Annotated in this window: 20 protein-coding genes; 14 read left to right on the top strand and 6 right to left on the bottom strand. The window is 59.2% G+C overall.

Features of this window, described 5'->3' with window-relative positions; translation table 11 throughout:
- The first annotated feature begins 154 nt into the window (after positions 1-154).
- The 7 genes from ACGK9W_RS19855 to ACGK9W_RS19825 all read left to right on the top strand — a co-directional run bounded on the left by ACGK9W_RS19855 (position 155) and on the right by ACGK9W_RS19825 (position 6761).
- Positions 155-2119: a dynamin family protein gene (locus ACGK9W_RS19855; RefSeq protein ID WP_008174181.1), complete on the top strand. Its 1965-nt coding sequence runs from the start codon at positions 155-157 to the stop codon at positions 2117-2119.
- Positions 2120-2247: 128 nt separating this feature from the next.
- Positions 2248-3396 carry a homoserine O-acetyltransferase gene (locus ACGK9W_RS19850; RefSeq protein WP_008174179.1) on the top strand — a complete coding sequence of 383 codons (1149 nt, stop codon included), beginning with the start codon at positions 2248-2250 and terminating at the stop codon, positions 3394-3396.
- Positions 3393-3992: a methionine biosynthesis protein MetW gene (gene metW, locus ACGK9W_RS19845; protein WP_008174176.1), complete on the top strand. Its 600-nt coding sequence runs from the start codon at positions 3393-3395 to the stop codon at positions 3990-3992. The genes ACGK9W_RS19850 and metW overlap by 4 nt, the downstream gene beginning before the upstream one ends.
- 2 nt (positions 3993-3994) lie before the next feature.
- Complete coding sequence (locus tag ACGK9W_RS19840; RefSeq protein WP_008174175.1) at positions 3995-4450, top strand: DUF4426 domain-containing protein; 456 nt, start codon at positions 3995-3997, stop codon at positions 4448-4450.
- A 6-nt stretch (positions 4451-4456) separates the two neighbouring features.
- On the top strand, positions 4457-5056 hold the full coding sequence (gene rdgB, locus ACGK9W_RS19835) for an RdgB/HAM1 family non-canonical purine NTP pyrophosphatase (RefSeq protein WP_053114208.1): 600 nt from the start codon (positions 4457-4459) through the stop codon (positions 5054-5056).
- Positions 5057-5061: 5 nt separating this feature from the next.
- The gene (hemW, locus tag ACGK9W_RS19830; protein ID WP_039882032.1) at positions 5062-6228 is read left to right on the top strand and encodes a radical SAM family heme chaperone HemW; all 1167 of its coding nucleotides are present in this window, start codon (positions 5062-5064) and stop codon (positions 6226-6228) included.
- Positions 6228-6761: a hypothetical protein gene (locus ACGK9W_RS19825; protein ID WP_008174168.1), complete on the top strand. Its 534-nt coding sequence runs from the start codon at positions 6228-6230 to the stop codon at positions 6759-6761. Before hemW ends, ACGK9W_RS19825 begins: the two co-directional genes overlap by 1 nt.
- Positions 6762-6778: 17 nt before the next feature.
- Here ACGK9W_RS19825 and trmB read toward each other — a convergent pair whose 3' ends face one another.
- The 3 genes from trmB to ACGK9W_RS19810 all read right to left on the bottom strand — a co-directional run bounded on the left by trmB (position 6779) and on the right by ACGK9W_RS19810 (position 9433).
- Positions 6779-7510: a tRNA (guanosine(46)-N7)-methyltransferase TrmB gene (gene trmB / locus ACGK9W_RS19820; protein WP_405418329.1), complete on the bottom strand. Its 732-nt coding sequence runs from the start codon at positions 7508-7510 to the stop codon at positions 6779-6781.
- Positions 7511-7582: 72 nt separating this feature from the next.
- Positions 7583-9115, bottom strand: coding sequence for a YifB family Mg chelatase-like AAA ATPase (locus ACGK9W_RS19815; RefSeq protein WP_405418326.1), 1533 nt, complete (start codon positions 9113-9115; stop codon positions 7583-7585).
- 63 nt (positions 9116-9178) lie between these two features.
- Positions 9179-9433 carry an accessory factor UbiK family protein gene (locus tag ACGK9W_RS19810; protein WP_008173270.1) on the bottom strand — a complete coding sequence of 85 codons (255 nt, stop codon included), beginning with the start codon at positions 9431-9433 and terminating at the stop codon, positions 9179-9181.
- A gap of 381 nt (positions 9434-9814) precedes the next feature.
- Here ACGK9W_RS19810 and glnK point away from each other — a divergent pair, with 381 nt between their 5' ends.
- Together glnK and ACGK9W_RS19800 are read left to right on the top strand one after the other, a co-directional pair.
- Entirely contained in the window at positions 9815-10153 is a 339-nt protein-coding gene (glnK, locus tag ACGK9W_RS19805; protein ID WP_008173268.1) for a P-II family nitrogen regulator, read from the top strand.
- A 73-nt stretch (positions 10154-10226) separates the two neighbouring features.
- Complete coding sequence (locus ACGK9W_RS19800; RefSeq protein WP_008173267.1) at positions 10227-11510, top strand: ammonium transporter; 1284 nt, start codon at positions 10227-10229, stop codon at positions 11508-11510.
- A gap of 74 nt (positions 11511-11584) precedes the next feature.
- On the opposite strand, the gene speE is transcribed toward ACGK9W_RS19800, so the two are convergent.
- Positions 11585-12466, bottom strand: a complete 882-nt coding sequence (gene speE / locus ACGK9W_RS19795) for a polyamine aminopropyltransferase (protein ID WP_008173265.1) — start codon at positions 12464-12466, stop codon at positions 11585-11587.
- A gap of 211 nt (positions 12467-12677) precedes the next feature.
- Between speE and speA the strand changes: the two genes are divergently transcribed.
- Complete coding sequence (gene speA / locus ACGK9W_RS19790) at positions 12678-14588, top strand: biosynthetic arginine decarboxylase (protein WP_405418321.1); 1911 nt, start codon at positions 12678-12680, stop codon at positions 14586-14588.
- A 12-nt stretch (positions 14589-14600) separates the two neighbouring features.
- Here speA and ACGK9W_RS19785 read toward each other — a convergent pair whose 3' ends face one another.
- Entirely contained in the window at positions 14601-15632 is a 1032-nt protein-coding gene (locus ACGK9W_RS19785) for an AraC family transcriptional regulator (protein ID WP_008173262.1), read from the bottom strand.
- A 240-nt stretch (positions 15633-15872) separates the two neighbouring features.
- Here ACGK9W_RS19785 and ACGK9W_RS19780 point away from each other — a divergent pair, with 240 nt between their 5' ends.
- Together ACGK9W_RS19780 and ACGK9W_RS19775 are read left to right on the top strand one after the other, a co-directional pair.
- Positions 15873-16472 carry a sigma-70 family RNA polymerase sigma factor gene (locus ACGK9W_RS19780; protein WP_405418318.1) on the top strand — a complete coding sequence of 200 codons (600 nt, stop codon included), beginning with the start codon at positions 15873-15875 and terminating at the stop codon, positions 16470-16472.
- Entirely contained in the window at positions 16469-17107 is a 639-nt protein-coding gene (locus ACGK9W_RS19775) for a ChrR family anti-sigma-E factor (RefSeq protein ID WP_053114198.1), read from the top strand. Before ACGK9W_RS19780 ends, ACGK9W_RS19775 begins: the two co-directional genes overlap by 4 nt.
- Before the next feature lie 79 nt (positions 17108-17186).
- Here ACGK9W_RS19775 and ACGK9W_RS19770 read toward each other — a convergent pair whose 3' ends face one another.
- Entirely contained in the window at positions 17187-17930 is a 744-nt protein-coding gene (locus tag ACGK9W_RS19770; protein ID WP_405418314.1) for an SDR family oxidoreductase, read from the bottom strand.
- A gap of 170 nt (positions 17931-18100) precedes the next feature.
- Between ACGK9W_RS19770 and ACGK9W_RS19765 the strand changes: the two genes are divergently transcribed.
- Together ACGK9W_RS19765 and tcdA are read left to right on the top strand one after the other, a co-directional pair.
- Positions 18101-19876: an acyl-CoA dehydrogenase C-terminal domain-containing protein gene (locus tag ACGK9W_RS19765; RefSeq protein ID WP_405418312.1), complete on the top strand. Its 1776-nt coding sequence runs from the start codon at positions 18101-18103 to the stop codon at positions 19874-19876.
- A 272-nt stretch (positions 19877-20148) separates the two neighbouring features.
- Positions 20149-20940 (top strand): tRNA cyclic N6-threonylcarbamoyladenosine(37) synthase TcdA, encoded by a 792-nt coding sequence (tcdA, locus tag ACGK9W_RS19760; RefSeq protein ID WP_169702126.1) that lies wholly within the window; start codon positions 20149-20151, stop codon positions 20938-20940.
- Position 20941 lies beyond the last annotated feature (1 nt).

Below are 20941 nucleotides of genomic sequence, written 5' to 3'. Positions count from 1 at the left end.
TTTAGTGAATTTCCGGCAAGTTTGGCCATTTCTTCCACTCCGGCCCAGCCACAAACTTGGAAATAACAGGATAGTATTAACGGTAATTAATCCGTCACCCGTGAGCACCCCGTTCTGAGCGGGATACCAGGAAGTCGCGCAGAAGGAAAATCCGATGAACCAACAGGGAACTCTGTCGCAGCAGGTAGAGGCTTATCACAACTGGAAAAAAGAGCTGATCCGCCAGATCGGCAGGTACCGGCTGTGGCTGCAGGATAACAATCTGTTCTCCGACGATGTCAGCACCCGCATACGCCACGGGCTGGAGCTGCTGATTGAGGATGAACTGACCATTGCGTTTGTCGGCGAATACTCCCGCGGTAAAACCGAACTGATCAACGCCCTGTTCTTCTCCGAGTATGGCCAGCGCATGCTGCCGTCCCAGGCGGGGCGCACGACCATGTGCCCCACGGAGCTGTTCTTCGATCGCAGCGCCAATGAAAACTACCTGCTCCTGCTTCCCATCGAGACCCGAAACGGCGAACTGTCCCTGCAGCAGTTGCGCAAGCAGCCGGAACGCTGGGTCAAACATGAGCTGGATGAGCGCGACCCTGAGATCATGCGGGAGGTGCTTGCCGAGGTTGCCCGCGTCAAGAGTGTGCCACCTGAGGAGGCTCGCGCACTCGGCTTCGACGAAGGCATGCTCGAGAATGATCGCAACAACCCGGGCAATGTACTCGTACCTGCCTGGCGGAACGCACAGATCAGCATCCGCCACCCCCTGTTCGAGCGCGGCCTGCGGATCCTCGATACGCCGGGCCTGAATGCTCTTGGCTCCGAGCCGGAGCTGACGATCAGCATGCTGCCCCGCGCCCATGCGGTGATCTTTGTGCTGAGTGCCGACACCGGTGTGACTGCCAGCGACATGACCATCTGGAAAGAGCACATCGACACCCAGCACGCCGATCATCGCGCCGGCCGCTTTGCCGTGCTGAACAAGATCGACGTGCTCTGGGATGACCTCCAGGGCGAGCGCCACACTAACGAGGCGATTGAGCGGGTGCGCGGTTATACGGCCGACCACCTGGGCATGCGCCAGCACGATGTCATCCCGGTTTCTGCCAAGCAGGGGCTGGTCGCAAGGGTAAAGAAAGACAACGACCTGTTTGACCGTTCCAATATCAATCAGCTTGAGCAGCTGATTATCCAGCGCATTCTCATGCACAAGGAACAGCTGATCACCCAGAGTCTGATCAACGACCTGCTAGGCATGCTCCAGAACAGCCAGGCAGCCATGCAGTACCGCCTCGAATCCCTGGAGGAAGAACTCCAGGCGTGCGCGGGCGTTACCATGGACAAGGCAGCGCTGGGCCGCCTCGCAGAACGCGCCCAGAAAGACTACGACTTTTACTACAAGAAGCTGATCACCCTGCGCTCCAGCCGTCGCCTCATGGACTCCCAGGGCGACCTGCTGAAGAAGCTGGTGAGCGAAGACCGCTTCGAAGCCCATGCGGAACATGTACGTACCAGTATGTCGAAGAGCTGGACCACTGCGGGGATGAACCGCGCCATGGATCAGTTTTTCGAACTGCTCGAAAGCGACTTGACCAACCTTCTGAGCGAAGGGCACCTGGCCGAAAAAATGGTGGGCGCGATTTACCGTCGCTATAACGAAGACAACCGGGCACGTCACCTTGAGCCCATCCCGCTGCGGGCCGGGCGCCATGTTATTGCCATCCGCGAGTTGCGCAAAAAAGCGAGACGCTTCCGCATCAGTCCGAAGAACCTGCTCACCGAGCAGTCGGTCCTGGTTCGCCGTTTTTTCAATGTCATGGTGGGCGAAGCCCGCACACTGCATGCCCGTGTACGCCAGGACGTTGAGCGCTGGCCATCGGAAGCCCTGCTACCGATCATGCAGTATTCCATGGAGCAGAAGCAGCTTCTGGAGCACCAGATCCGGCGCCTTCGCGATATGGTCCGCAACGACAAGGACAGCCGCACCGAGCGCCTGCGCCTGACCAACACCATTGCCGACCTGCGCAGGCAACTGGAACTGGCCGACGCGATGCAGCGCCAGATCCGCAAACCGGCCCCCACCCTGATCCAGCAAAAAGTGGTGAACATCTCCGGCGCTGTGTAGTGTCCCGCAAGCGCGACCATTCAGGCGGTTGCAGCCATCACGCCCCGGCTTTAAACTGCTGGGCTGGCGATGGCTTTGTCATTGCTTTTCCAGACACTTACGGATCGAACCAGGAACCATTCGCGCCGATGCCTGATACCCTGCCTGCGGATTCTGTCGGGATTGTCTCCCCGCAGACCTATCATTTCGACGCTCCCATCGATCTGGCCTGCGGCCAGTCCCTGGAAAACTATGACCTGGTGGTGGAAACCTACGGCACCCTGAATGCCGACGCCAGCAATGCCGTTCTTATCTGCCATGCCTTGAGTGGCCATCACCACGCGGCCGGCTACCACTCTGCCGAGGACCGCAAACCCGGCTGGTGGGACAGCTGTATCGGCCCCGGAAAACCCATCGATACCGATCGTTTTTTTGTTGTCAGCCTGAACAATCTGGGGGGCTGCCACGGCAGCACCGGCCCCAACAGCATCAATCCCGAAACCGGAAAGCCGTTTGGCCCGGAGTTTCCGGTTATCACCGTGGGCGACTGGGTCAAGAGTCAGGCGCTGCTGGCAGATCGGCTCGGCATTCAATGCTGGGCGGCCGTTGTTGGCGGTTCCCTCGGCGGCATGCAGGCCCTGCAGTGGAGCCTGGACTACCCCGATCGCCTGCGGCATGCGGTGGTGATTGCGTCCACTCCGCGATTGACCGCCCAGAATATTGCCTTCAATGAAGTGGCACGCCAGGCAATAACCTCTGATCGGGAGTTTCACGACGGGCGCTATTACGACTTTGATACGGTTCCCAGGCGTGGTCTTATGCTGGCGCGGATGGTTGGCCATATCACGTATCTGTCTGATGCCTCCATGGGCGAGAAATTTGGCCGCGAACTCCGTGACCAGGCTTACAAGTTTGGTTATGACGCGGAGTTCCAGGTCGAGAGCTACCTCCGCTATCAGGGCGAACGCTTTTCCGAATCGTTTGACGCCAACACCTACCTGTTGATGACCCGTGCCCTGGACTACTTTGATCCGGCCTACGAGTTTGGCGGCGACCTCTCGAAAGCACTGGCAGCGGCCAGTTGCGAATACCTGGTGTTGTCATTCAGCACCGACTGGCGCTTCACGCCGGCCCGCTCGGAAGAAATGGTCAATGCCATGATTGGCGCGCGCAGGAAGGTCAGCTACGCCGAGGTGGACGCACCCTGGGGGCACGACGCGTTTCTGATTCCGACCCCGCGGTACACTGACATCTTTAACGCCTATATGGACCGGGTAGCACGGGAGGTCGGCGCATGAGACCGGATCTCGAAATCATCCAGCAGTGGGTTCAGCCCGGCCACCATGTTCTGGACCTGGGCTGTGGCGACGGCACTCTGCTTGATTTCCTTCAGCGGGAACGGGGTGCCAGTGGCTTCGGCCTGGAGATTAACCCGGACCACATCACCGCCTGCATGGGCCGCGGAGTGGCGGTTATCGAACAGAACCTGGACACCCAGGGGCTGGGGAACTTTGAAGATGGCAGTTTCGATATTGTTCTGATGACCCAGGCGCTTCAGGCGGTCCGGCGTCCTGACAGGGTACTGGATGAAATGCTGCGGGTTGGCAGCGAAGGCATCGTGACCTTCCCCAACTTTGCTCATTGGCGATTGCGCTGGGGACTGACTTTGAGCGGTCGTATGCCCGAATCCGAGGCACTGCCGTATAAATGGTATAACACGCCCAACATAAGGTTGTGCACCTTCAAGGATTTTGAGGCACTGTGCCGTCAGAAAGGCATCAGGATCAAAAGCCGCCGGGTGGTTGACGGCCAGCACCAGAACAGCTGGCTGGCTCGTCTCTGGCCGAACTTGTTGGGCGAAATTGCCATTTACCGAATCACACGGGAGACCTAGCAATGATCGCAAAAACCTTTTCCACATTCCGTACGCTGCTGGCAATTACGCTGATTGGCCTGTTCAGCCTGCAGGCACAGGCCGGCTCGAAGGATTTCGGAGACTACAAGGTACTCTGGAGTGTCCTGCCCAGCACCTTCCTGGCTCCGGAAGTCGCCCAGGCCAATAATCTTCAGCGGAGCAAGGGCATAGGCATCGTCAATATCTCCATCATGGAGGAAAACGACGATGGCTCAATGTCCCCGGTGAGCGGCCAGGTGGAAGGCAAGGTAACCAACGATGTCCAGCAGGTGCGCTTCCTGGCGTTCCGCCGCATCCAGGAGGGCGACTCCGTGTACTTTATTGCCGAGTATCAGTATTCCTCCGGCGAACTGATGACTTTCAATATTACCGCACGCCCTACCGGACACCAGCAGGACCTGGCGGTACGGTTTGCTCACACACTGTTCAGCGATTAAGCCTCTATGACCAACCGACTTGTCATCGCCAGCAATAACAAGGGCAAAATCGCCGAGTTGACCGAGCTCCTGGCACCTCTTGGCATGACGCCGATTGCCCAGGGCGATCTGGGCGTCGGTGAAGCCGAGGAGCCGGCGGTCACCTTTGTAGAAAACGCGATTCTCAAAGCGCGCCACGCGGCCCGGGAAACCGGGCTGCCAGCACTCGCTGACGACAGTGGTCTGGCGGTGGACGCGCTTGAGGGCCGCCCGGGCGTGCGCTCTGCCCGCTTTGCCGGCGATGATGCAACCGATCAGGACAATGTGGACGCCCTGCTGGACGCCATGGCGGGCGTGCCGGACGGGCAACGGGGCGCCCAGTTTCACTGTGTGCTGGTATACCTGCGCCATGCCGAAGACCCGACCCCGATCATCTGCCATGGCCGCTGGCCGGGCTCGATCCTCAGATCCCCTCAGGGCGATGGCGGCTTCGGTTATGACCCGGTGTTCCTGGCACCAGAGCATGGCTGCAGTGCGGCGGAACTGTCCCGCGCCGAAAAGGGCAGCATCAGCCACCGCGGACGCGCCCTGAAGATTCTGCTGGATCAGCTGAAGGCCGAGGCCTGAAACAGTTGAGTAATACCAGCCCCGGGGACGATCAGCAGCCAGCGGCGGTTAGGCCGCCGTTGAGCCTCTATATTCACGTACCCTGGTGCGTGCGGAAGTGCCCCTACTGTGACTTCAACTCCCACGCTTTCACCGGGACAATCCCGGAATCCGCCTATCTGCAGGCTCTGCTCGAAGATCTCGACCAGGACCTGGCCTTTGCCACCGATCGACCAATAGAGACCGTGTTCATCGGAGGCGGCACTCCGTCCCTGATGAGCGGCGACTTCTACGATCGCCTGTTCAGGGAACTGCGGGCACGCCTTGCCTTCGCCACAAATGCCGAAATTACCCTGGAAGCCAACCCCGGCACGCTCGAAGCCGGCCGGTTCGACGCGTTCCGGGCAGCGGGCATCAACCGTCTGTCCATCGGGGTCCAGAGTTTCAATCCCGACCATCTCAAAACGCTGGGGCGCATTCACGATGCCGATGCCGCCCACCGGGCCATACGCGCCGCTCGCCGTGCCGGGTTCGATAACTTCAATATCGATCTGATGCACGGTCTGCCGGGCCAGACGCCCGGGCAGGCACTTGAGGACATCCAGACTGCCCTGGACTACAAACCACCGCATCTCTCCTGGTACCAGCTGACCCTCGAGCCCAATACCGAGTTTTACAGCCGTCCGCCAGAACTGCCCGACGACGATCATCTCTGGGACATCTATCGCCGGGGTTCCGATTACCTGCACCAACACGGCTACGAGGATTACGAAGTCTCGGCCTGGAGCCTCCAGGGAAGGGCCTCCCGTCACAATCTGAACTACTGGACGTTCGGGGACTACCTAGCCCTCGGGGCTGGGGCCCACGGCAAGATCAGCCTGGTGGACGGGGGTATCAGGCGATACTGGAAGACCCGGCAGCCGGACGCTTACCTGAACCGGATCGGCAGCCGAACGGCCGGTTCTGATGCGATTGCCGTGGACGATCTGCCGCTGGAATTCCTGATGAACGCCCTCAGACTGAAAGAAGGAGTGGATGAAAGCCTTTTTTCTGAACGAACGGGTTTACCCCTGACAACAGTTGGAGTAAAACTTGAACAACTGCGGAATGAAAAGCTGCTGGTAAGCGATCGACTCCAGGCAACCGACCTGGGCCAGAGATACCTTAACAGCCTGTTGGAGCGTTTTCTGTAATGGACCCTGCACACGGAGTGGCAGCATTTCCCAAAAGCCTGAAAGCCAGCCTGGTCGTGGCTGCCGTGCTGCTGTTCGCTCTGCTTATGGTCAACCAGCCTCTGCAGACGGCATCAGCACCCCAGGGTATCGTGAGCTATCAGCTGGCCGGGACTGCCGATCAGGCCCACGCCATTTTTCGCAGCTGGGGAAGCGAAGGGGTTGCCTGGGCGAAGGTTTCGCTGTGGCTGGACTTCCTGTTCATTCCTGCCTACATGCTGGCCCTGATTCATCTTACCCGGCACTTTACCCGTGATCGCCCCGGCATTCGCGAGCGGGTGGGTGCCCGTTGGGTACGGGCCCTGTTCGCAACTGCCGGCCTGAGCGACGGTGCAGAGAACATTCTGTTGCTGAACAATTTCAACCCGCCCACCGATGAGATGAGCCTGTCCGCAACCCTATGCGCACTCATCAAATTCACGGCGCTCACGCTCGGCATCGCCGGGCTGGTCATCATCCGGGCGTCACGGCGCCACCCGCTCGCGCATCACTGACCCCCGATCAACGCCTCTTAATTGGTGCGATAGAACAACAGGTCCCAGACACCGTGACCGAGGGTTTCGCCCCGCTTCTCAAACTTGGTAATTAGACGGTCGTCAGGGCGCGGTGAATAGCCACCGGTCTCCTGGGTGTTGGCAAAGCCCTCGGACTCGCTCATCACCTCGAGCATATGCTCGGCATAATTCTCCCAGTCGGTCGCCAGGTGCAGAATGCCGCCTACCCTCAACTTGTGACGAACCCGCTGGACAAACTCGTGCTGGATCAGCCGGCGCTTGTGATGCTTTTTCTTGTGCCAGGGATCGGGGAAGAACACCATCACGCGATCCAGGCACGCATCCGGAAGGCAGAGGTCAATCACATCGTTGGCATCAATACTGTAAATCCGGACGTTTTCCAGGCCACGGTCCTCGATCTCCTTGAGCAACGCGCCAACACCGGGCTGATGAACTTCAACCCCGATAAAATCCTGTTCGGGAGCGGCCTCAGCCATGTCGGCCAGGGACCGCCCCATACCAAAACCGATTTCCAGGTTCAGCATGTTGTCGCGGCCGAACACTTCCCTGGGATCAATCATTCCGTCCTCACGGGTCAGCCCGTACTTCGGCCAGCTCCGCTCGAACGCCTTTTTCTGGCCTTCCGTCATCCGGCCCTGGCGCAAAACAAAGCTGCGCACACCGCGACGGGTGGTGACCGGCGAATCGGCGGCCTCTTTGGGATCTTGCGGTTCTTTATGGTCTGTCATCTGCAATCCTTAACCGCAGGCAGCGGGTCATGGTTAACGGGATTTGCCAACAGTTTACCAGAGTGTTGTCGCTCAGGCGGAGACCACCGAGTTGCGGCCCTGCTGTCGGTCGAGCTGCCGGTAACCCAGAGCCTCAACCAGATGGCTCTGTCGTAGCTCCTCGCTGCCTTCAAGATCGGCAAGCGTTCGGGCAACTCGCAATATGCGGTGCAGTGCACGGGCCGAAAGCCCCAGCTTTTCCATGGCACCGGTGAGCAACTGCTCGCTCTGGCGATCCAGCCGGCACGCAGCCTGCAACGCACGCCCGGACAAGGCCGCATTCAGGCAACCCCGCTCTGATTGCCGGGCTCTGGCAATCAGGACACGCTCCCGGACGGTGGCGCTGGTTTCGCCATCCCCGCCCGACTGCATCAATACGTCGCCACCCTGCACAGGCACCTCCACATGCAGATCAAACCTGTCCAGAAGGGGGCCGGAAATTTTCGACCGGTAACGGGTAACCTGTTGCGGCGTACACTGACACTCGATGGTGGGATGACCACTGTAGCCACAGGGGCAGGGATTCATTGCAGCCACGACCTGAAATCGCGCCGGAAAATTCACCTGCCGTGCTGCCCGGCTGATCGAGATTTCGCCGGTTTCCATCGGCTCACGCAGGACCTCCAGCACCCGGCGTTCAAACTCTGGCAACTCGTCGAGAAACAGTACGCCCCGGTGAGCCAGTGAGATTTCTCCGGGCCTGGGGCTGCTGCCGCCGCCCACCAGGGCCACCGCTGAAGCGGTATGATGGGGCGCCCGGAAAGGCGGCTGGCGCCAGCCCCCGGCCCGAATCGGCAGCCCGGCCACCGAATGCACGCTGGCGACTTCCATGGCGGAGCCATCATCCAGCCCCGGAAGAATGCCGGGCAAACGACTGGCCAGCATACTCTTGCCGGTTCCCGGTGGGCCGAAGAACAGCAGATTGTGGCTGCCTGCCGCAGCCACTTCCAGTGCACGGCGGGGAACTCGCTGACCACGGACATCCGACAGGTCCGGCACTTCCCTGTTGCTGCCCGGCGCCTGTTCCAGCGAGGACCTGGGCACCGGCACCAGGCGGGCGCGGCCACTCAGGTGCTCGCACACGGCCAGCAGGTGGCCGGAAGCCAGAACGTCACCCTGGCTGGCCAGGGCCGCCTCCTCGGCATTGCCCTGGGGAACCAGCAGGTTTCGTTGCTCCTGCCGGGCGGCTAATACCGCCGGCAGCACGCCTTTAAGCGGCCTCAATGCACCATCAAGGGACAATTCGCCGAGAAATTCGCAGTCCGAAAGGCTCTCGGCCGGAATCTGGCCCGAGGCCGCCAGAATGCCCAGGGCAATAGGCAGATCAAAGCGACCACCCTCTTTGGGCAAGTCGGCAGGGGCAAGATTAATGGTGATTCTCCGGGCGGGGAACTCGAACCCGGCGTTCAGAAGGGCACTGCGAACACGCTCTTTGCTCTCCCTTACACCGGTTTCCGGCAGCCCCACAATCGAGAGCGCAGGCAAGCCGCCTGAGAGATGGACTTCAACGGTAACGGCGGGCGCCGACACGCCAATGGTGGCGCGGGAATGAACGATAGCAAGCATGACAACCTTCCATGGTAATGACCGGAACTGCTTGCCCGGCGTCCTGCCGGGCGTGTCCGTGGTTTACTGTTTTGGCAGGGAATTTTCCAGTTCGGCTACCCGCTTCTCGAGTGCGTCCACCTTTTCACGGGTCTTCAGCAGGACCGCCTGCTGGGCGTCGAACTCTTCCCTCGTTACCAACTCCAGGCGGGACAGGACGGACATCACGGTGGCCCGGGCCTGGGTTTCAAAATCTTCCCGTGCAGCGCGGGCCATGTCCGGTACAAACTGGCCAAACTGGCCCTGCAGCTGAGCAAAAATATCCTGTGGACCTTTCACACATCACCTCACACATTTCTGAAATATCCGGCTTCGACTAAAAGAGAGGGCCTGTTACCGGTTTGCAGGAGTGTATCACACCGCAGCCCCTGCCATACTGTAGGCGGTCGGCCCTATAATAGCGGTCGAACGGTCAGGCAGCCCGCTCCAATTTGGCTCACTGGCCGGCTACCCGCTTCATTTTGGTGCACAACTTTGCGCCATTCTGGTACGCGGATATCGTAGCCTGTTGTTTTAAATATATTTTTTTGCGTTGGCATACCCGATGCTAAAGCTCTCGTACGCAATCCGCACGATTGGTGTGCGAGGTGGCAGCATCCCGAGCTCAACAACCGGCCGACGGGCCCTCACTGTTGAGACGGCTTTACCAAGGAGAAAGCAATGAAACTTGTGACAGCGATCATCAAGCCTTTCAAATTGGACGATGTCCGTGAGGCATTATCCGAGATTGGCGTTCAAGGCGTAACCGTCACTGAAGTCAAAGGCTTCGGTCGGCAAAAAGGCCACACAGAACTCTATCGTGGCGCGGAATACGTGGTGGATTTCCTGCCCAAGGTGAAGGTGGAAGTTGCTATCGGCGACAACCTTCTGGACCAGGTTATCGAGTCCATCACCAAGGCGGCCAACACCGGCAAGATCGGTGACGGCAAGATCTTCGTGACTGAACTGGCTCAAGCCATCCGGATCCGGACTGGCGAAACCGGCGAAGAAGCGGTCTGAACCAGCTCTGATTTTTCGATCAGCCAACGCAAAAAAATTTATAACCTGAAAAGCCTCGTGCGGAGGGCTTCATATGGAAAGCAATCTTAATCACATTTTTGAACTCCAGTATGCGCTGGATACCTTTTACTTCCTGATTTGCGGTGCCCTGGTCATGTGGATGGCCGCTGGCTTTGCCATGCTGGAAGCCGGCCTGGTGCGTGCCAAGAACACCACTGAAATCCTGACCAAGAACGTGGCCCTGTTTGCGGTCGCCTGTACCATGTACCTGATTGTCGGCTACGACATCATGTACGACGGCGGTATCTTCCTGAGCGGTGTAACAACCGTTGCCGAGATGGACGACGCAGCGATCGCGGGCGTTATTGCAGCCTCCACTGAAGCCGGCTTCGGCGACATGGGCGAATACAGTGGCGCTTCTGACTTCTTCTTCCAGGTTGTTTTCGTTGCAACCGCCATGTCCATCGTTTCCGGCGCCGTGGCTGAGCGCATGAAGCTCTGGGCCTTCCTGGCTTTCGCCATCGTTATGTGTGGCTTCATCTACCCGATGCAGGGTTCCTGGACCTGGAACGGCGACGCGGTATTCGGCATGTACGAGCTGAGCTACAGCGACTACGCCGGTTCCGGTATCGTTCACATGGCAGGCGCAGCAGCGGCCCTGGCAGGCGTTCTTCTCCTCGGTGCCCGTAAAGGCAAGTACGGCGCCAAAGGCGAAATCCGTGCCTTCCCGGGCGCCAACCTGCCCCTGGCAACGCTTGGTACCTTCATCCTCTGGATGGGCTGGTTCGGCTTTAACGGCGGCTCCACCCTGAAGCTGGGTGGCATCGGTGTCGCCAACGAAGTTGCCAACGTGTTCCTGAACACCAACGCAGCTGCAGCCGGTGGCCTGATTGCCGCCCTGATCGTGGCACGCCTGATGTTCGGCAAAGCGGACCTGACCATGGCCCTGAACGGTGCCCTGGCTGGCCTGGTTGCCATCACTGCAGAGCCGGCGGATCCTTCTCCCCTGCTGGCCACCATCATCGGCGCCATTGGCGGCACCCTGGTTGTCTTCTCCATCGTAACCATGGACAAGCTGCGCATTGACGACCCGGTCGGTGCCATCTCTGTCCACGGCGTGGTGGGTATCTGGGGTATCTTCGCGGTTCTCCTGTCCGACGCAGACGCTACCTTCATGGGTCAGCTGGTCGGCATGCTCACCATCTTCATCTGGGTGTTCGTCACCAGCCTGATCGTCTGGGGCATCCTGAAAGCCGTCATGGGCATCAGGGTTTCCGAGGAAGACGAGTACGAAGGTGTGGATCTGTCCGAGTGCGGCATGGAAGCCTATCCGGAGTTTGTCAGCGGCAAGCAGTAATCGTTGACACGAGCAACGAAAAAGGGCGCCATCTGGCGCCCTTTTTTTGTCTGCTTTGTCTGCCCGCTTTCCCCTTAACCTTCTTCCGGACGGACCTCATCTTCCAGTGCATCCACCATGAACTGGGGCATCGCCAGGGCACCGTGATGAACCCCGGAATTATAGTATCGGGTCACGAACGGCCGGTTGTTGGCATCTTCCTCGCGGAAGTATTTGATCGGGTTTTCCTTGCTGGCCATGGTGCAGCTCCACCAGCCGGTGGGGTAGACCGGTTGCGGGAATGGCATGGTCTGCACATGCTCGAATCCGGCCTTACGCATGTCCTCGTGAATGCCCTTGATGATGCTGTCGGTGTGCAGCAGCGGTGATTCGCTCTGCTGGACAATAATGCCGCCTTCTCGAAGCGCCAACATGGCATCCCGGTAAAAATCCAGGGCAAACAGGCCTTCGGCCGGGCCGACAGGATCGGTGCTGTCGATAATAATGAGGTCGACACTGTTCGGCTCAATGTCCCGCATCCACTGGATACCATCTCCGAAGAAGAAATTGGCGCGCGGGTCACTGTTCGCTTCGCAAAGCTCCGGAAAATATTTTTCCGACATGCGGGTTACCCGCTCGTCGATTTCCACCTGCCAGGCTTCCTCAACGCCCGGATGCTTGAGCACCTCTTTCAGGGTGCCACAGTCACCGCCGCCGACAATCACCACCTTTTTGGGGTCCCGGTGGGTGAACAGGGCCGGATGGGTCATCATTTCGTGGTACAGGAAGTTATCGCGGGTGGTCAGCATCACGCAGCCGTCCAGAACCATCAGGTTGCCGAAGGTCTCGGTCTCGTAGATCTCCAGTTTCTGGAACGGTGTCTGCTCCTCGTGGAGCTTCTTTTTCACCTGAAGGGAGAACGCTGTCCCCTGATCCTGGAATACCTCGGTAAACCAGCCGTCATTGAGTGCTGTCATGTCTTGCCTCCCGATGTGGGCCATGGGCTGTGTTAAAAGGGCGTATTGTAGGGACGCCTTACCGTGAGCTAAAGCGATAATCGCGGCAACCGGCCAGATATTTTCCCTGCCCGGTTCTTTTAGCCCGTGGCGGGAATCCATACAATGTCGGCCAGAAGCCGGCTGCCGAACAATTCCCTGCCGGCCAGTGTTTCCTGACAGGATAGCAAGCATGAGCGAAGCCAGCGCCACCCCGGCCCACAAGGTTTACAACATTGCCCACTGGAGCGATGGCTACATAGGTGTCAACGACCAGGGACAGGTACTGATTCGTCCGGATCGGGGCCAGAGCCCGGCACGGATCAACCTGCCGGAGCTGACCCGAACACTGACCGACTCCGGGATTCAGTTGCCGGTGCTGGTGCGCTTCGTTGATATCCTGCACGACCGCGTCAACAAATTGTGCAATGCCTTCAACAAGGTCGCAGAAGAACATGCCTACCAGGGCCGTTACACAGCGGTCTACCCGATCAAGGTCAACCAGCAACGCCGCGTGGTCGAGGAACTGCTGGCCGCCGAGCCCGCTGCCTCTAAAGGGCAGATAGGCCTCGAAGCAGGCAGCAAGCCGGAATTGATGGCGGTGCTGGCAATGTCCCAGCAACCCGGATCGGTGATTGTCTGCAATGGTTACAAGGACCGGGAGTACATCCGTCTGGCCCTGATTGGGCAGACTCTCGGCCACCGGGTGTTCATCGTGGTCGAGAAAAAATCGGAACTGCCACTCATCCTGGAAGAGGCAAAAAGCCTGGGCGTTTCACCGCTGATCGGAGTTCGGGCCCGGCTGGCCACCATCGGCAAAGGCAACTGGCAGAACACAGGTGGTGAAAAGTCGAAATTCGGACTGTCTGCCAGCCAGGTCCTGGATGTCGTCGACACCCTGCGCGAGGCGGGTGCCCTGGACACCCTGCAACTTTTGCACTTCCATCTTGGCTCCCAGATTGCCAACATCCGTGACATCCAGACCGGTCTCCGGGAATGTGCCCGCTTCTACAGTGAACTGCGCCAGATGGGCGCTCCGGTGGGCACGGTGGATATCGGCGGCGGCCTGGGTGTGGACTACGAGGGCACCCGCTCCCGCAGCAGCTGCTCCATGAACTACAGCGTTTACGAATACGCCTATAACGTGGTGCATGTTCTGCAGGCGGAGTGTGATCGCCACGGCATTCCCCACCCGGACCTGATCAGCGAATCCGGCCGGGCCCTGACCGCCCACCATTCGGTGCTGGTAACCAACGTGATCGACCGCGAAGCACCGGAAAACCGGACGCCGGAACAACCAGACGATAACGCCTCCGCGCCACTGCACGACCTCTGGCGCGATCTCGACAGCCTGCAGGATACCAACACGCCGCGTTCATTGGCCGAGATCTACCACGACGTCCTGCATGCCATGGCCGACGTCCATGCGCAGTTTGCCCACGGCGTGCTCTCTCTGCAGGAACGGGCAGATGCGGAGACGCTGTACACCCGCTGTTGCCGCCTGCTTCGCAATCAGTTGGACAGCAGCAACCGGGCCCACCGGGAAATCATCGACGAACTCAATGAGAAACTGGCGGAAAAACTCTTCGTTAATTTTTCCCTGTTCCAGTCACTGCCGGATGTCTGGGGCATTGATCAGATCTTCCCGGTGATGCCGATCAACGGCCTGGATCGCCCCCTGAACCGGCGGGCAGTTATCCAGGACATTACCTGCGATTCAGACGGGCGTATCGACCGCTACGTCGATGGCCAGGGCACCGAAACAACCCTGCCCTTACCCGAAGAACGGTCGGGCGAGCCTTTGCTGATGGGCTTTTTCATGACCGGCGCGTATCAGGAAATTCTTGGCGATATGCACAACCTGTTCGGCGACACCCATTCCGTGGATGTCCGCCTGACGCCAGAAGGCGGTTACGAGATCAGCGCCCCCATCACCGGGGACACCGTCGCCAAGGTGTTGCGCTATGTGAACTTTGAACCCGAGGCCCTGATGGAGGCCTACAGGGGCAAGTTTGCCGCCTCCGCCCTGGCAGCGGAAACCCAGGCCGCGCTTATGGCAGAGCTGGCCGCCGGCCTGGATGGTTATACCTACCTCGAGGAATAGTTCTCGTCAGAGTTACTGATGCTCCCGACGCCAGGCACTGGGAGAAACGCCTTCCCACTTGCGGAAGGCACGGCCAAAGTTGGAGGGGTCACTGTAGCCCAGAGCGTCGGCCATCTCATCAATGCTCAGCTCATTGCGGCGCAGCAGTTCAAGGGCTCGGCGGTGGCGAATGGAATCCTGCAATTGCTGGAATCGCACCCCTTCGGAGGCCAACTGTCTGCGCAGCGTCCTGGTGGACATTTTCAGGTGTTCCGCCACATCCTCCAGGGCCGGTAACCGCTGGCTTCGCCCCGTCTCGAGCAGGCGCACCACCCGGTCCGAAACCGACGTGGAACCCTCTATGAATCGCATTTCCTCCTGACACTGGGCTTCGGCAATCCGACGGGTCACCGGATTCGACAGTGACATGGGGGAGTCGAGAAAAACCCGTTTGAACCGCAGCTGGTTCACGCCACTGCCAAACGCAATCTGGCTTCCAAACAGCTGTCTATAGGCCGAGAGATCGTCAGGCTCAGGAAAATCCAGCAGGCATCGCCCGCCATCCAGTAGCCGATGGCCGAAAAGCAGGAGATTCACATCCATCAGTGACGCCATCACCACATCAACATTGAACCGGTACAGGTCCTCAATGCTGTGCGCCAGGTCCAGCTGGATCACGGCCTCATGTTCCTCCACGAAGAACGAAAGGCTCATGTAGACAAAGCGGATCTGGAAATATTTGATCAGTACCGTAAGCGCCTGCTCAAGGGTATCGCAACTAATGGCTGCCTGGGCCAGCGAGCCGTGGGTCGTAAACTTCAGCCGCTTTCCAAACTCAAGCCCGAGGGCTGGATCACCACTCTGGACAAGCGTTTCGCGACACAGGGCACTGAACTGCTCGACAGTAATGAAATTGTCCGGATGACCAAGCATGGATGGGCGAATACCGGAAGCCGACAATAGCCGGGACCGCTGCAGGCCACGGTCCTCCGCCAACTGGCAGAGGATATCCGCATAGTGCGCCCGGATAACGGGCAGGTTTCCGGTAAAGCCGGGAGCATTCATGGAGGTGTTTGTCGTCCGGAGTCGATTTATTGCTCAGACTAGACCGCTCTGCCGATTCCGGCAATCACCTGCGAGACGATCAAAAACCGTCGCTGGAGCCAGCTTTCTGTGTTTTTTTTCCACACAGGCTGATCCACCTGATTCACCGATCCGTAAACCTAGACACTGACAAACCCGGGACGAGTGCATAGAATGATGACCAGAACAAGCTCAAATCATGCGACTGTCAAGGAGCGTCCGGTGACCACACTGGATCAAAAGCCAGCAAGTTCCGAGGGCCGCAAGGACCAATGGAGCCAAATGCTGCAGAAAGTGGGCAAGAACCAGGACCGCGAAGCGTACCACGCGCTGTTCGAGCATTTTGGCCCGCAAATCAAGTACTACGCCATGGCGAACGGTCTGGCGAGTCATGCGGAAGAGCTCGTGCAGGAAGTATTCGTGTCGATCTGGAGACGCTCATGCCTCTACGACTGGCGCAAGGCGGCGGCATCAACCTGGATTTTCACCATCGCCCGGAACCAGCGAATCGATATGCTGAGAAAGATGCAGCGTACCAGTGCTGAAATGCCGGTCGAGACAGAAGACCTTTGGCAGATTCCGGGTGAGAACGAAAACGAGCCGGTCACTTCTTTGCACCGTCTCATGTCCGAACGGCGAATCAGGGAATCCCTGAGTCATCTGCCGGAAGAACAGATTACGGTCATTGCCAAAGTGTACATGGAAAACAAGTCGCACCAGATGGTTTCGGACGAGTTGGACATTCCTCTTGGCACCGTGAAAAGCCGGGTTCGCCTGGCATTGAATAAACTGAAAGTGATTTTGCAGGACCAGAACGTATGACACGGCACCATCCCGACAGCCTGAGCCTGATGGAGTACAGCGCAGGTAACCTGAGCGAGCCCCATGCCCTGTGCATCAAGCTCCACCTGGACAAGTGTTCCCACTGCCGCAGCCGTGTGGACACGCTTGATAGCCTTGGGGCTGTGATGATGGAGCAGCAGCCAAAGGTGACTGTCTCTGAAAGCATGTTCGACAGCATTCTTTCAAAGATCGACAGCGAGCCGGCAGCTGAGCCGGCAGCAGCGGCTGCCCCGAGGGTCAGCGCCCTGCAGAAGCTACTGGGCGAAGATCTCAACAGCTTGCCGTGGAAGCGCCAACTGGGTGATGTGAGCGTCCTGGACATCACCGACCGGTTCCCCGGTCAGAAAGAACAGGTTGTACTCCAGAAACTCGCTGCCGGCGGCAAAGCGCCTGCCCACACGCATCGCGGCGAGGAAACGACCATCGTCCTTCAGGGTGCGTTTGCAGACCAGAAAGGGGTGTTTAACCAGTGGGATTTCGTGGTCCTGAACGATGAGGACGAACACAAGCCCGTAGCGGTTGGTTGCGAGGACTGTATAACACTCTCCGTGTTGAGTGCTCCGGTGAAGCTCACGGGCACCTTTACCCGGATGCTCAATCCCTTTATTCGGTAACCTTCCGCCGAATGACGGACACGAAAAAGGGGCGATGGAAATCGCCCCTTTTTTGTAGCCGACACCAGGGTTGCTCGAACTACCAGGGCAGTTCTGTACCATCCCAGCTCAGAAACTTTCCGTTATCGTTCTCCCCCAGTCCATCGAGCACCTCCAGAAGGTTGGAAGCCGTCTCCTCTGGAGTATGCACGTTAAGCTTGGCGAGAGATTGGCTGAACGGTTCGCTCAACGCCGATTCGGTCGTGCCAGGATGCAGGGATACGCAGGCTACCGGTTTGCACCGGCGCGGCAACTCAATGGACAGGTTGCGAACGAGCATATTCAGTGCCGCTTTTGAACTGCGATAGGCATACCAGCCGCCAAACCCGTTGTCGGTTATCGAGCCAACCTTGGCGGAAATAGCCACCACCCGTTTGAATGCCCGATGTCGCAGCCATGGCAATAGCGCCTGGGTCAGCAATCCGAAACCGGTTGCGTTGACAGCAAACGCACGCGCCATACTCTGCGGATCGAGGTCTTCAAGGCGCTTCTCCGGGAACATATCCGGCCCGTGAAGCAGCCCCGCGGCATAAGTAAAGCTATCAATCCCATCCTCCCTGTTTAGCAGCGATTCCAGTGCCTCGGCAATCGCACCGGGCGCGGCACTGCTTTCGGCATCCCAGGGCAGCAAAGTGATGCGCTGATGGCTGCGCAAAGCGTCCGGCGCATTCTCCGGATCACGGCACAACCCGATCACCCTGGTTTGGGAATCACGCTCAAGCAACCGGCTTGCCAAAGCGCCACCGATTGCGCCGGAAACCCCGGCTATCAACACTTGTTTCATTTGATACCTCCTTGGTTCAGGAGGACATACGAAAATTCTATCGTCCAGACTGCCAAAACGGTGAACCAGCGCATTAAAACGGGCGTATGAAACCAGTGTTCAAATTATCTTCGGGTCGCTGCCGAATGCTGCAGCGCTCCCGTTAAAACGGCGCACCTAGGAGAGTATCCATGCAATACCAGGCTCCGGCGAATGACCTTCGCTTTCTGTTGTTTGATGTATTGGGCGCAGACCGGCTGCATGAGCTGGAAAAATACGCCGATGCCACCCCGGATCTGATTTCCGCGGTCATCGATGAGGCCGGCAAACTGGCTGCCGAGGTTATCCAGCCCACCAACCAGGCCGGCGACCGCGAGGGCTGCACCTACGATCCTGAAACCCACTCTGTGAAAACACCCGAGTGTTTCAAGGACGCCTACAAGAAGTTTGTCGAGGGCGGCTGGACCGCGCTGGACGCGCCACTCGAATACGGCGGGCAGGGTTTGCCACACACCCTGAAGTTTGTGGTGGATGAAATGGTCTGCTCCACCAACCTGTCTCTGGGCATGTACCCGGGTCTGACCCACGGCGCGATCAGTGCCCTGCATGCCCACGGCTCCGAGGAACTGAAAAAGACTTACCTGGAGAAGCTGATCTCCGGCGAATGGACGGGCACCATGTGTCTCACAGAACCCCAGTGCGGCACCGACCTGGGCCTGATTCGCACCCGCGCAACACCGAACGACGACGGCAGCTACGCCCTCGAAGGCACCAAGATCTGGATTACCGGTGGCGAACACGATCTGGTGGACAACATTGTGCATCTGGTTCTGGCCAAGCTGCCCGGCGCGCCGGATACCACTAAGGGCATTTCCCTGTTTGTGGTACCCAAGTTCCTGCCGGAATCCGGGGAGCGAAACCCGGCCTTCTGTGGCGGTCTTGAGCACAAGATGGGTATCAAGGGCTCCGCCACCTGCGTCATGAACTTCGAGGGCGCCAAAGGCTGGCTTGTCGGCGAGCCGAACGATGGCATGCGGGCCATGTTCACCATGATGAACGAAGCCCGCCTGATGGTTGGCATGCAGGGTCTCGGCCTGGCCGAAATGGCCTACCAGGAAAGCCTCGGCTTTGCCCGTGAGCGCCTGCAGAGCCGTTCACTGAGCGGCCCGAAGAACCCCGATGGTCCCGCTGACCCGATCATCGTGCATCCGGATGTACGCCGAATGCTGATGCGCCAGAAAGTTCTGAACGAGGGCATGCGTGCTTTGGCCCTGTTTGCTGGCCACCAACTGGATCTCTCTGTCGCCCACCCAGACGAGACCGTCCGGGAATCCGCGGACGATCTGGTTCAACTGCTTACCCCGGTGGTGAAGTCGTTCCTGACAGACGAAGGCTTCAACAACGCCAACACCGGGCTGCAGGTACTGGGTGGCTCGGGCTTCACCACCGACTGGCCGCTGGAGCAGCTGGTGCGTGACGGCCGGATCGCCAGGATCTACGAGGGCACCAACGGTATTCAGGCCATGGACCTTGTGGGCCGCAAGCTGGGTCTGAAAGGCGGTCAGCTGGTGCGTACCCTCTTTGGCACCCTGAGCGGATATCTGAAGGACAACCCGGAAGCGCCGCACCGTGAAGAGCTGAAAAACGCCATGAAGGCGCTTGAGACAGCCACCATGTGGCTGGCCAGCAACGCACCGAAAGATCCGGAGCAGGCGGGCGCCGCCGCGACACCGTATCTGCGCCTGATGGCGCTGACGGTCATCGGTTACCTCTGGTCCCGGATGGCCAACGTTGCCAACGAGCAGCTTGCCGCCGGCGAAGGCAACAAGCCCCTGCTCGAGAGCAAGGTTGTCTCTGCCCACTTCTACTTTGAAAAGCTGCTTCCGGAAGTCGACTGGCTGCTGGGCGACATCCAGAGTGGAAAGGACAGCCTGATGGCGTTCTCGGACGACCACTGGGCCGCGTGATCCGCTATCCGGCCAGGGCTCCCACGGCCTGGCCGGAAATGACCGATCAATGACAGCTTGTGACCTTCAGGTGAATGCACTGGCCATTGATAATGATCACGTTGATTAGTGTCTCTGAACTAGTCCCGCCCAGCTCCCCGTCGAACTGGGCACTTTGAAAGCCACGCCTTGCGTGGCTTTTTTTATGGTCCTTTTTTGTCTGTGCGGTCACTGGGTTACAATTGCGATCTTTGATTCTGTCCGGTCTGCGACCGGACCTGCACGGGGACACCATGAACGCCGACGATTACGCTTTCCGCTTTGGTGGCATCGAACGACTCTACGGGCGCCGGGCCCTGGAAGCCTTTCGTCACGCCAATATTGCTGTGGTCGGTCTTGGCGGGGTCGGGTCCTGGGCCGCTGAAGCCCTGGCCCGAAGTGGCGTTGGTACCATCACCCTGATCGACATGGACGATGTCTGTGTGTCCAACACCAACCGCCAGCTCCACGCCCTGGAAGGCCAGTACGGCCGTACCAAAACCGACGCCATGGCAGACCGGTTGCGGGCGATCAACCCGGAAGCCGACATTCGGGTGCATTTCGGCTTCCTGACCACGAAGAACGTCAGCGAGCTGATCACCGAAGACATGACCGGGGTGATCGACGCCATCGACAGCGTCAAAGCCAAGGCCGCCCTGATTGCCCACTGCCAGCGCCGGAAAATTCCTCTGGTCTGTGCCGGCGGCGCAGGCGGACAGATCGACCCCACTCAGATCCAGGTGGCAGACCTCAGCAAAACAACCCAGGACCCACTGCTGGCCAAGGTTCGAAACCTTCTGCGGCGGGAATATGGCTTTTCCCGGAATCCAAAGCGGCGCTTTGGCATTGAGGCCGTATACTCCCTCGAGCAGCTGACGTATCCTGCCGGAGACGGGGAAGTGTGCCTGCAGAAACCGGCCACCGACGGTCCGGTGCGCCTGGATTGCGCCTCCGGCTTTGGCGCCGCCAGCCCGGTGACCGCCAGCTTCGGTTTATTTGCGGCTTCCCGACTCCTGAACCGGATTGCCCGGCGCGCCAACCAATAGA

It is taken from the genome of Marinobacter flavimaris, from assembly GCF_045057155.1.
GTDB lineage: Bacteria > Pseudomonadota > Gammaproteobacteria > Pseudomonadales > Oleiphilaceae > Marinobacter > Marinobacter manganoxydans.
This window is presented reverse-complemented; position numbering and strand designations above follow the sequence as displayed.

Bases quoted from the DNA above. Each gene is read 5' to 3' on its own strand.
- ACGK9W_RS19765 (WP_405418312.1), top strand. From the start codon at position 18,101: ATGCAATACCAGGCTCCGGCGAATGACCTTCGCTTTCTGTTGTTTGAT.
- ACGK9W_RS19855 (WP_008174181.1), top strand. From the start codon at position 155: ATGAACCAACAGGGAACTCTGTCGCAGCAGGTAGAGGCTTATCACAAC.
- tcdA (WP_169702126.1), top strand. From the start codon at position 20,149: ATGAACGCCGACGATTACGCTTTCCGCTTTGGTGGCATCGAACGACTC.
- metW (WP_008174176.1), top strand. From the start codon at position 3,393: ATGAGACCGGATCTCGAAATCATCCAGCAGTGGGTTCAGCCCGGCCAC.
- ACGK9W_RS19815 (WP_405418326.1), bottom strand. From the start codon at position 9,115: ATGCTTGCTATCGTTCATTCCCGCGCCACCATTGGCGTGTCGGCGCCC.
- ACGK9W_RS19840 (WP_008174175.1), top strand. From the start codon at position 3,995: ATGATCGCAAAAACCTTTTCCACATTCCGTACGCTGCTGGCAATTACG.
- rdgB (WP_053114208.1), top strand. From the start codon at position 4,457: ATGACCAACCGACTTGTCATCGCCAGCAATAACAAGGGCAAAATCGCC.
- ACGK9W_RS19785 (WP_008173262.1), bottom strand. From the start codon at position 15,632: ATGAATGCTCCCGGCTTTACCGGAAACCTGCCCGTTATCCGGGCGCAC.
- ACGK9W_RS19800 (WP_008173267.1), top strand. From the start codon at position 10,227: ATGGAAAGCAATCTTAATCACATTTTTGAACTCCAGTATGCGCTGGAT.
- trmB (WP_405418329.1), bottom strand. From the start codon at position 7,510: ATGACAGACCATAAAGAACCGCAAGATCCCAAAGAGGCCGCCGATTCG.
- ACGK9W_RS19770 (WP_405418314.1), bottom strand. From the start codon at position 17,930: ATGAAACAAGTGTTGATAGCCGGGGTTTCCGGCGCAATCGGTGGCGCT.
- ACGK9W_RS19775 (WP_053114198.1), top strand. From the start codon at position 16,469: ATGACACGGCACCATCCCGACAGCCTGAGCCTGATGGAGTACAGCGCA.
- speE (WP_008173265.1), bottom strand. From the start codon at position 12,466: ATGACAGCACTCAATGACGGCTGGTTTACCGAGGTATTCCAGGATCAG.
- ACGK9W_RS19825 (WP_008174168.1), top strand. From the start codon at position 6,228: ATGGACCCTGCACACGGAGTGGCAGCATTTCCCAAAAGCCTGAAAGCC.
- glnK (WP_008173268.1), top strand. From the start codon at position 9,815: ATGAAACTTGTGACAGCGATCATCAAGCCTTTCAAATTGGACGATGTC.
- speA (WP_405418321.1), top strand. From the start codon at position 12,678: ATGAGCGAAGCCAGCGCCACCCCGGCCCACAAGGTTTACAACATTGCC.
- ACGK9W_RS19850 (WP_008174179.1), top strand. From the start codon at position 2,248: ATGCCTGATACCCTGCCTGCGGATTCTGTCGGGATTGTCTCCCCGCAG.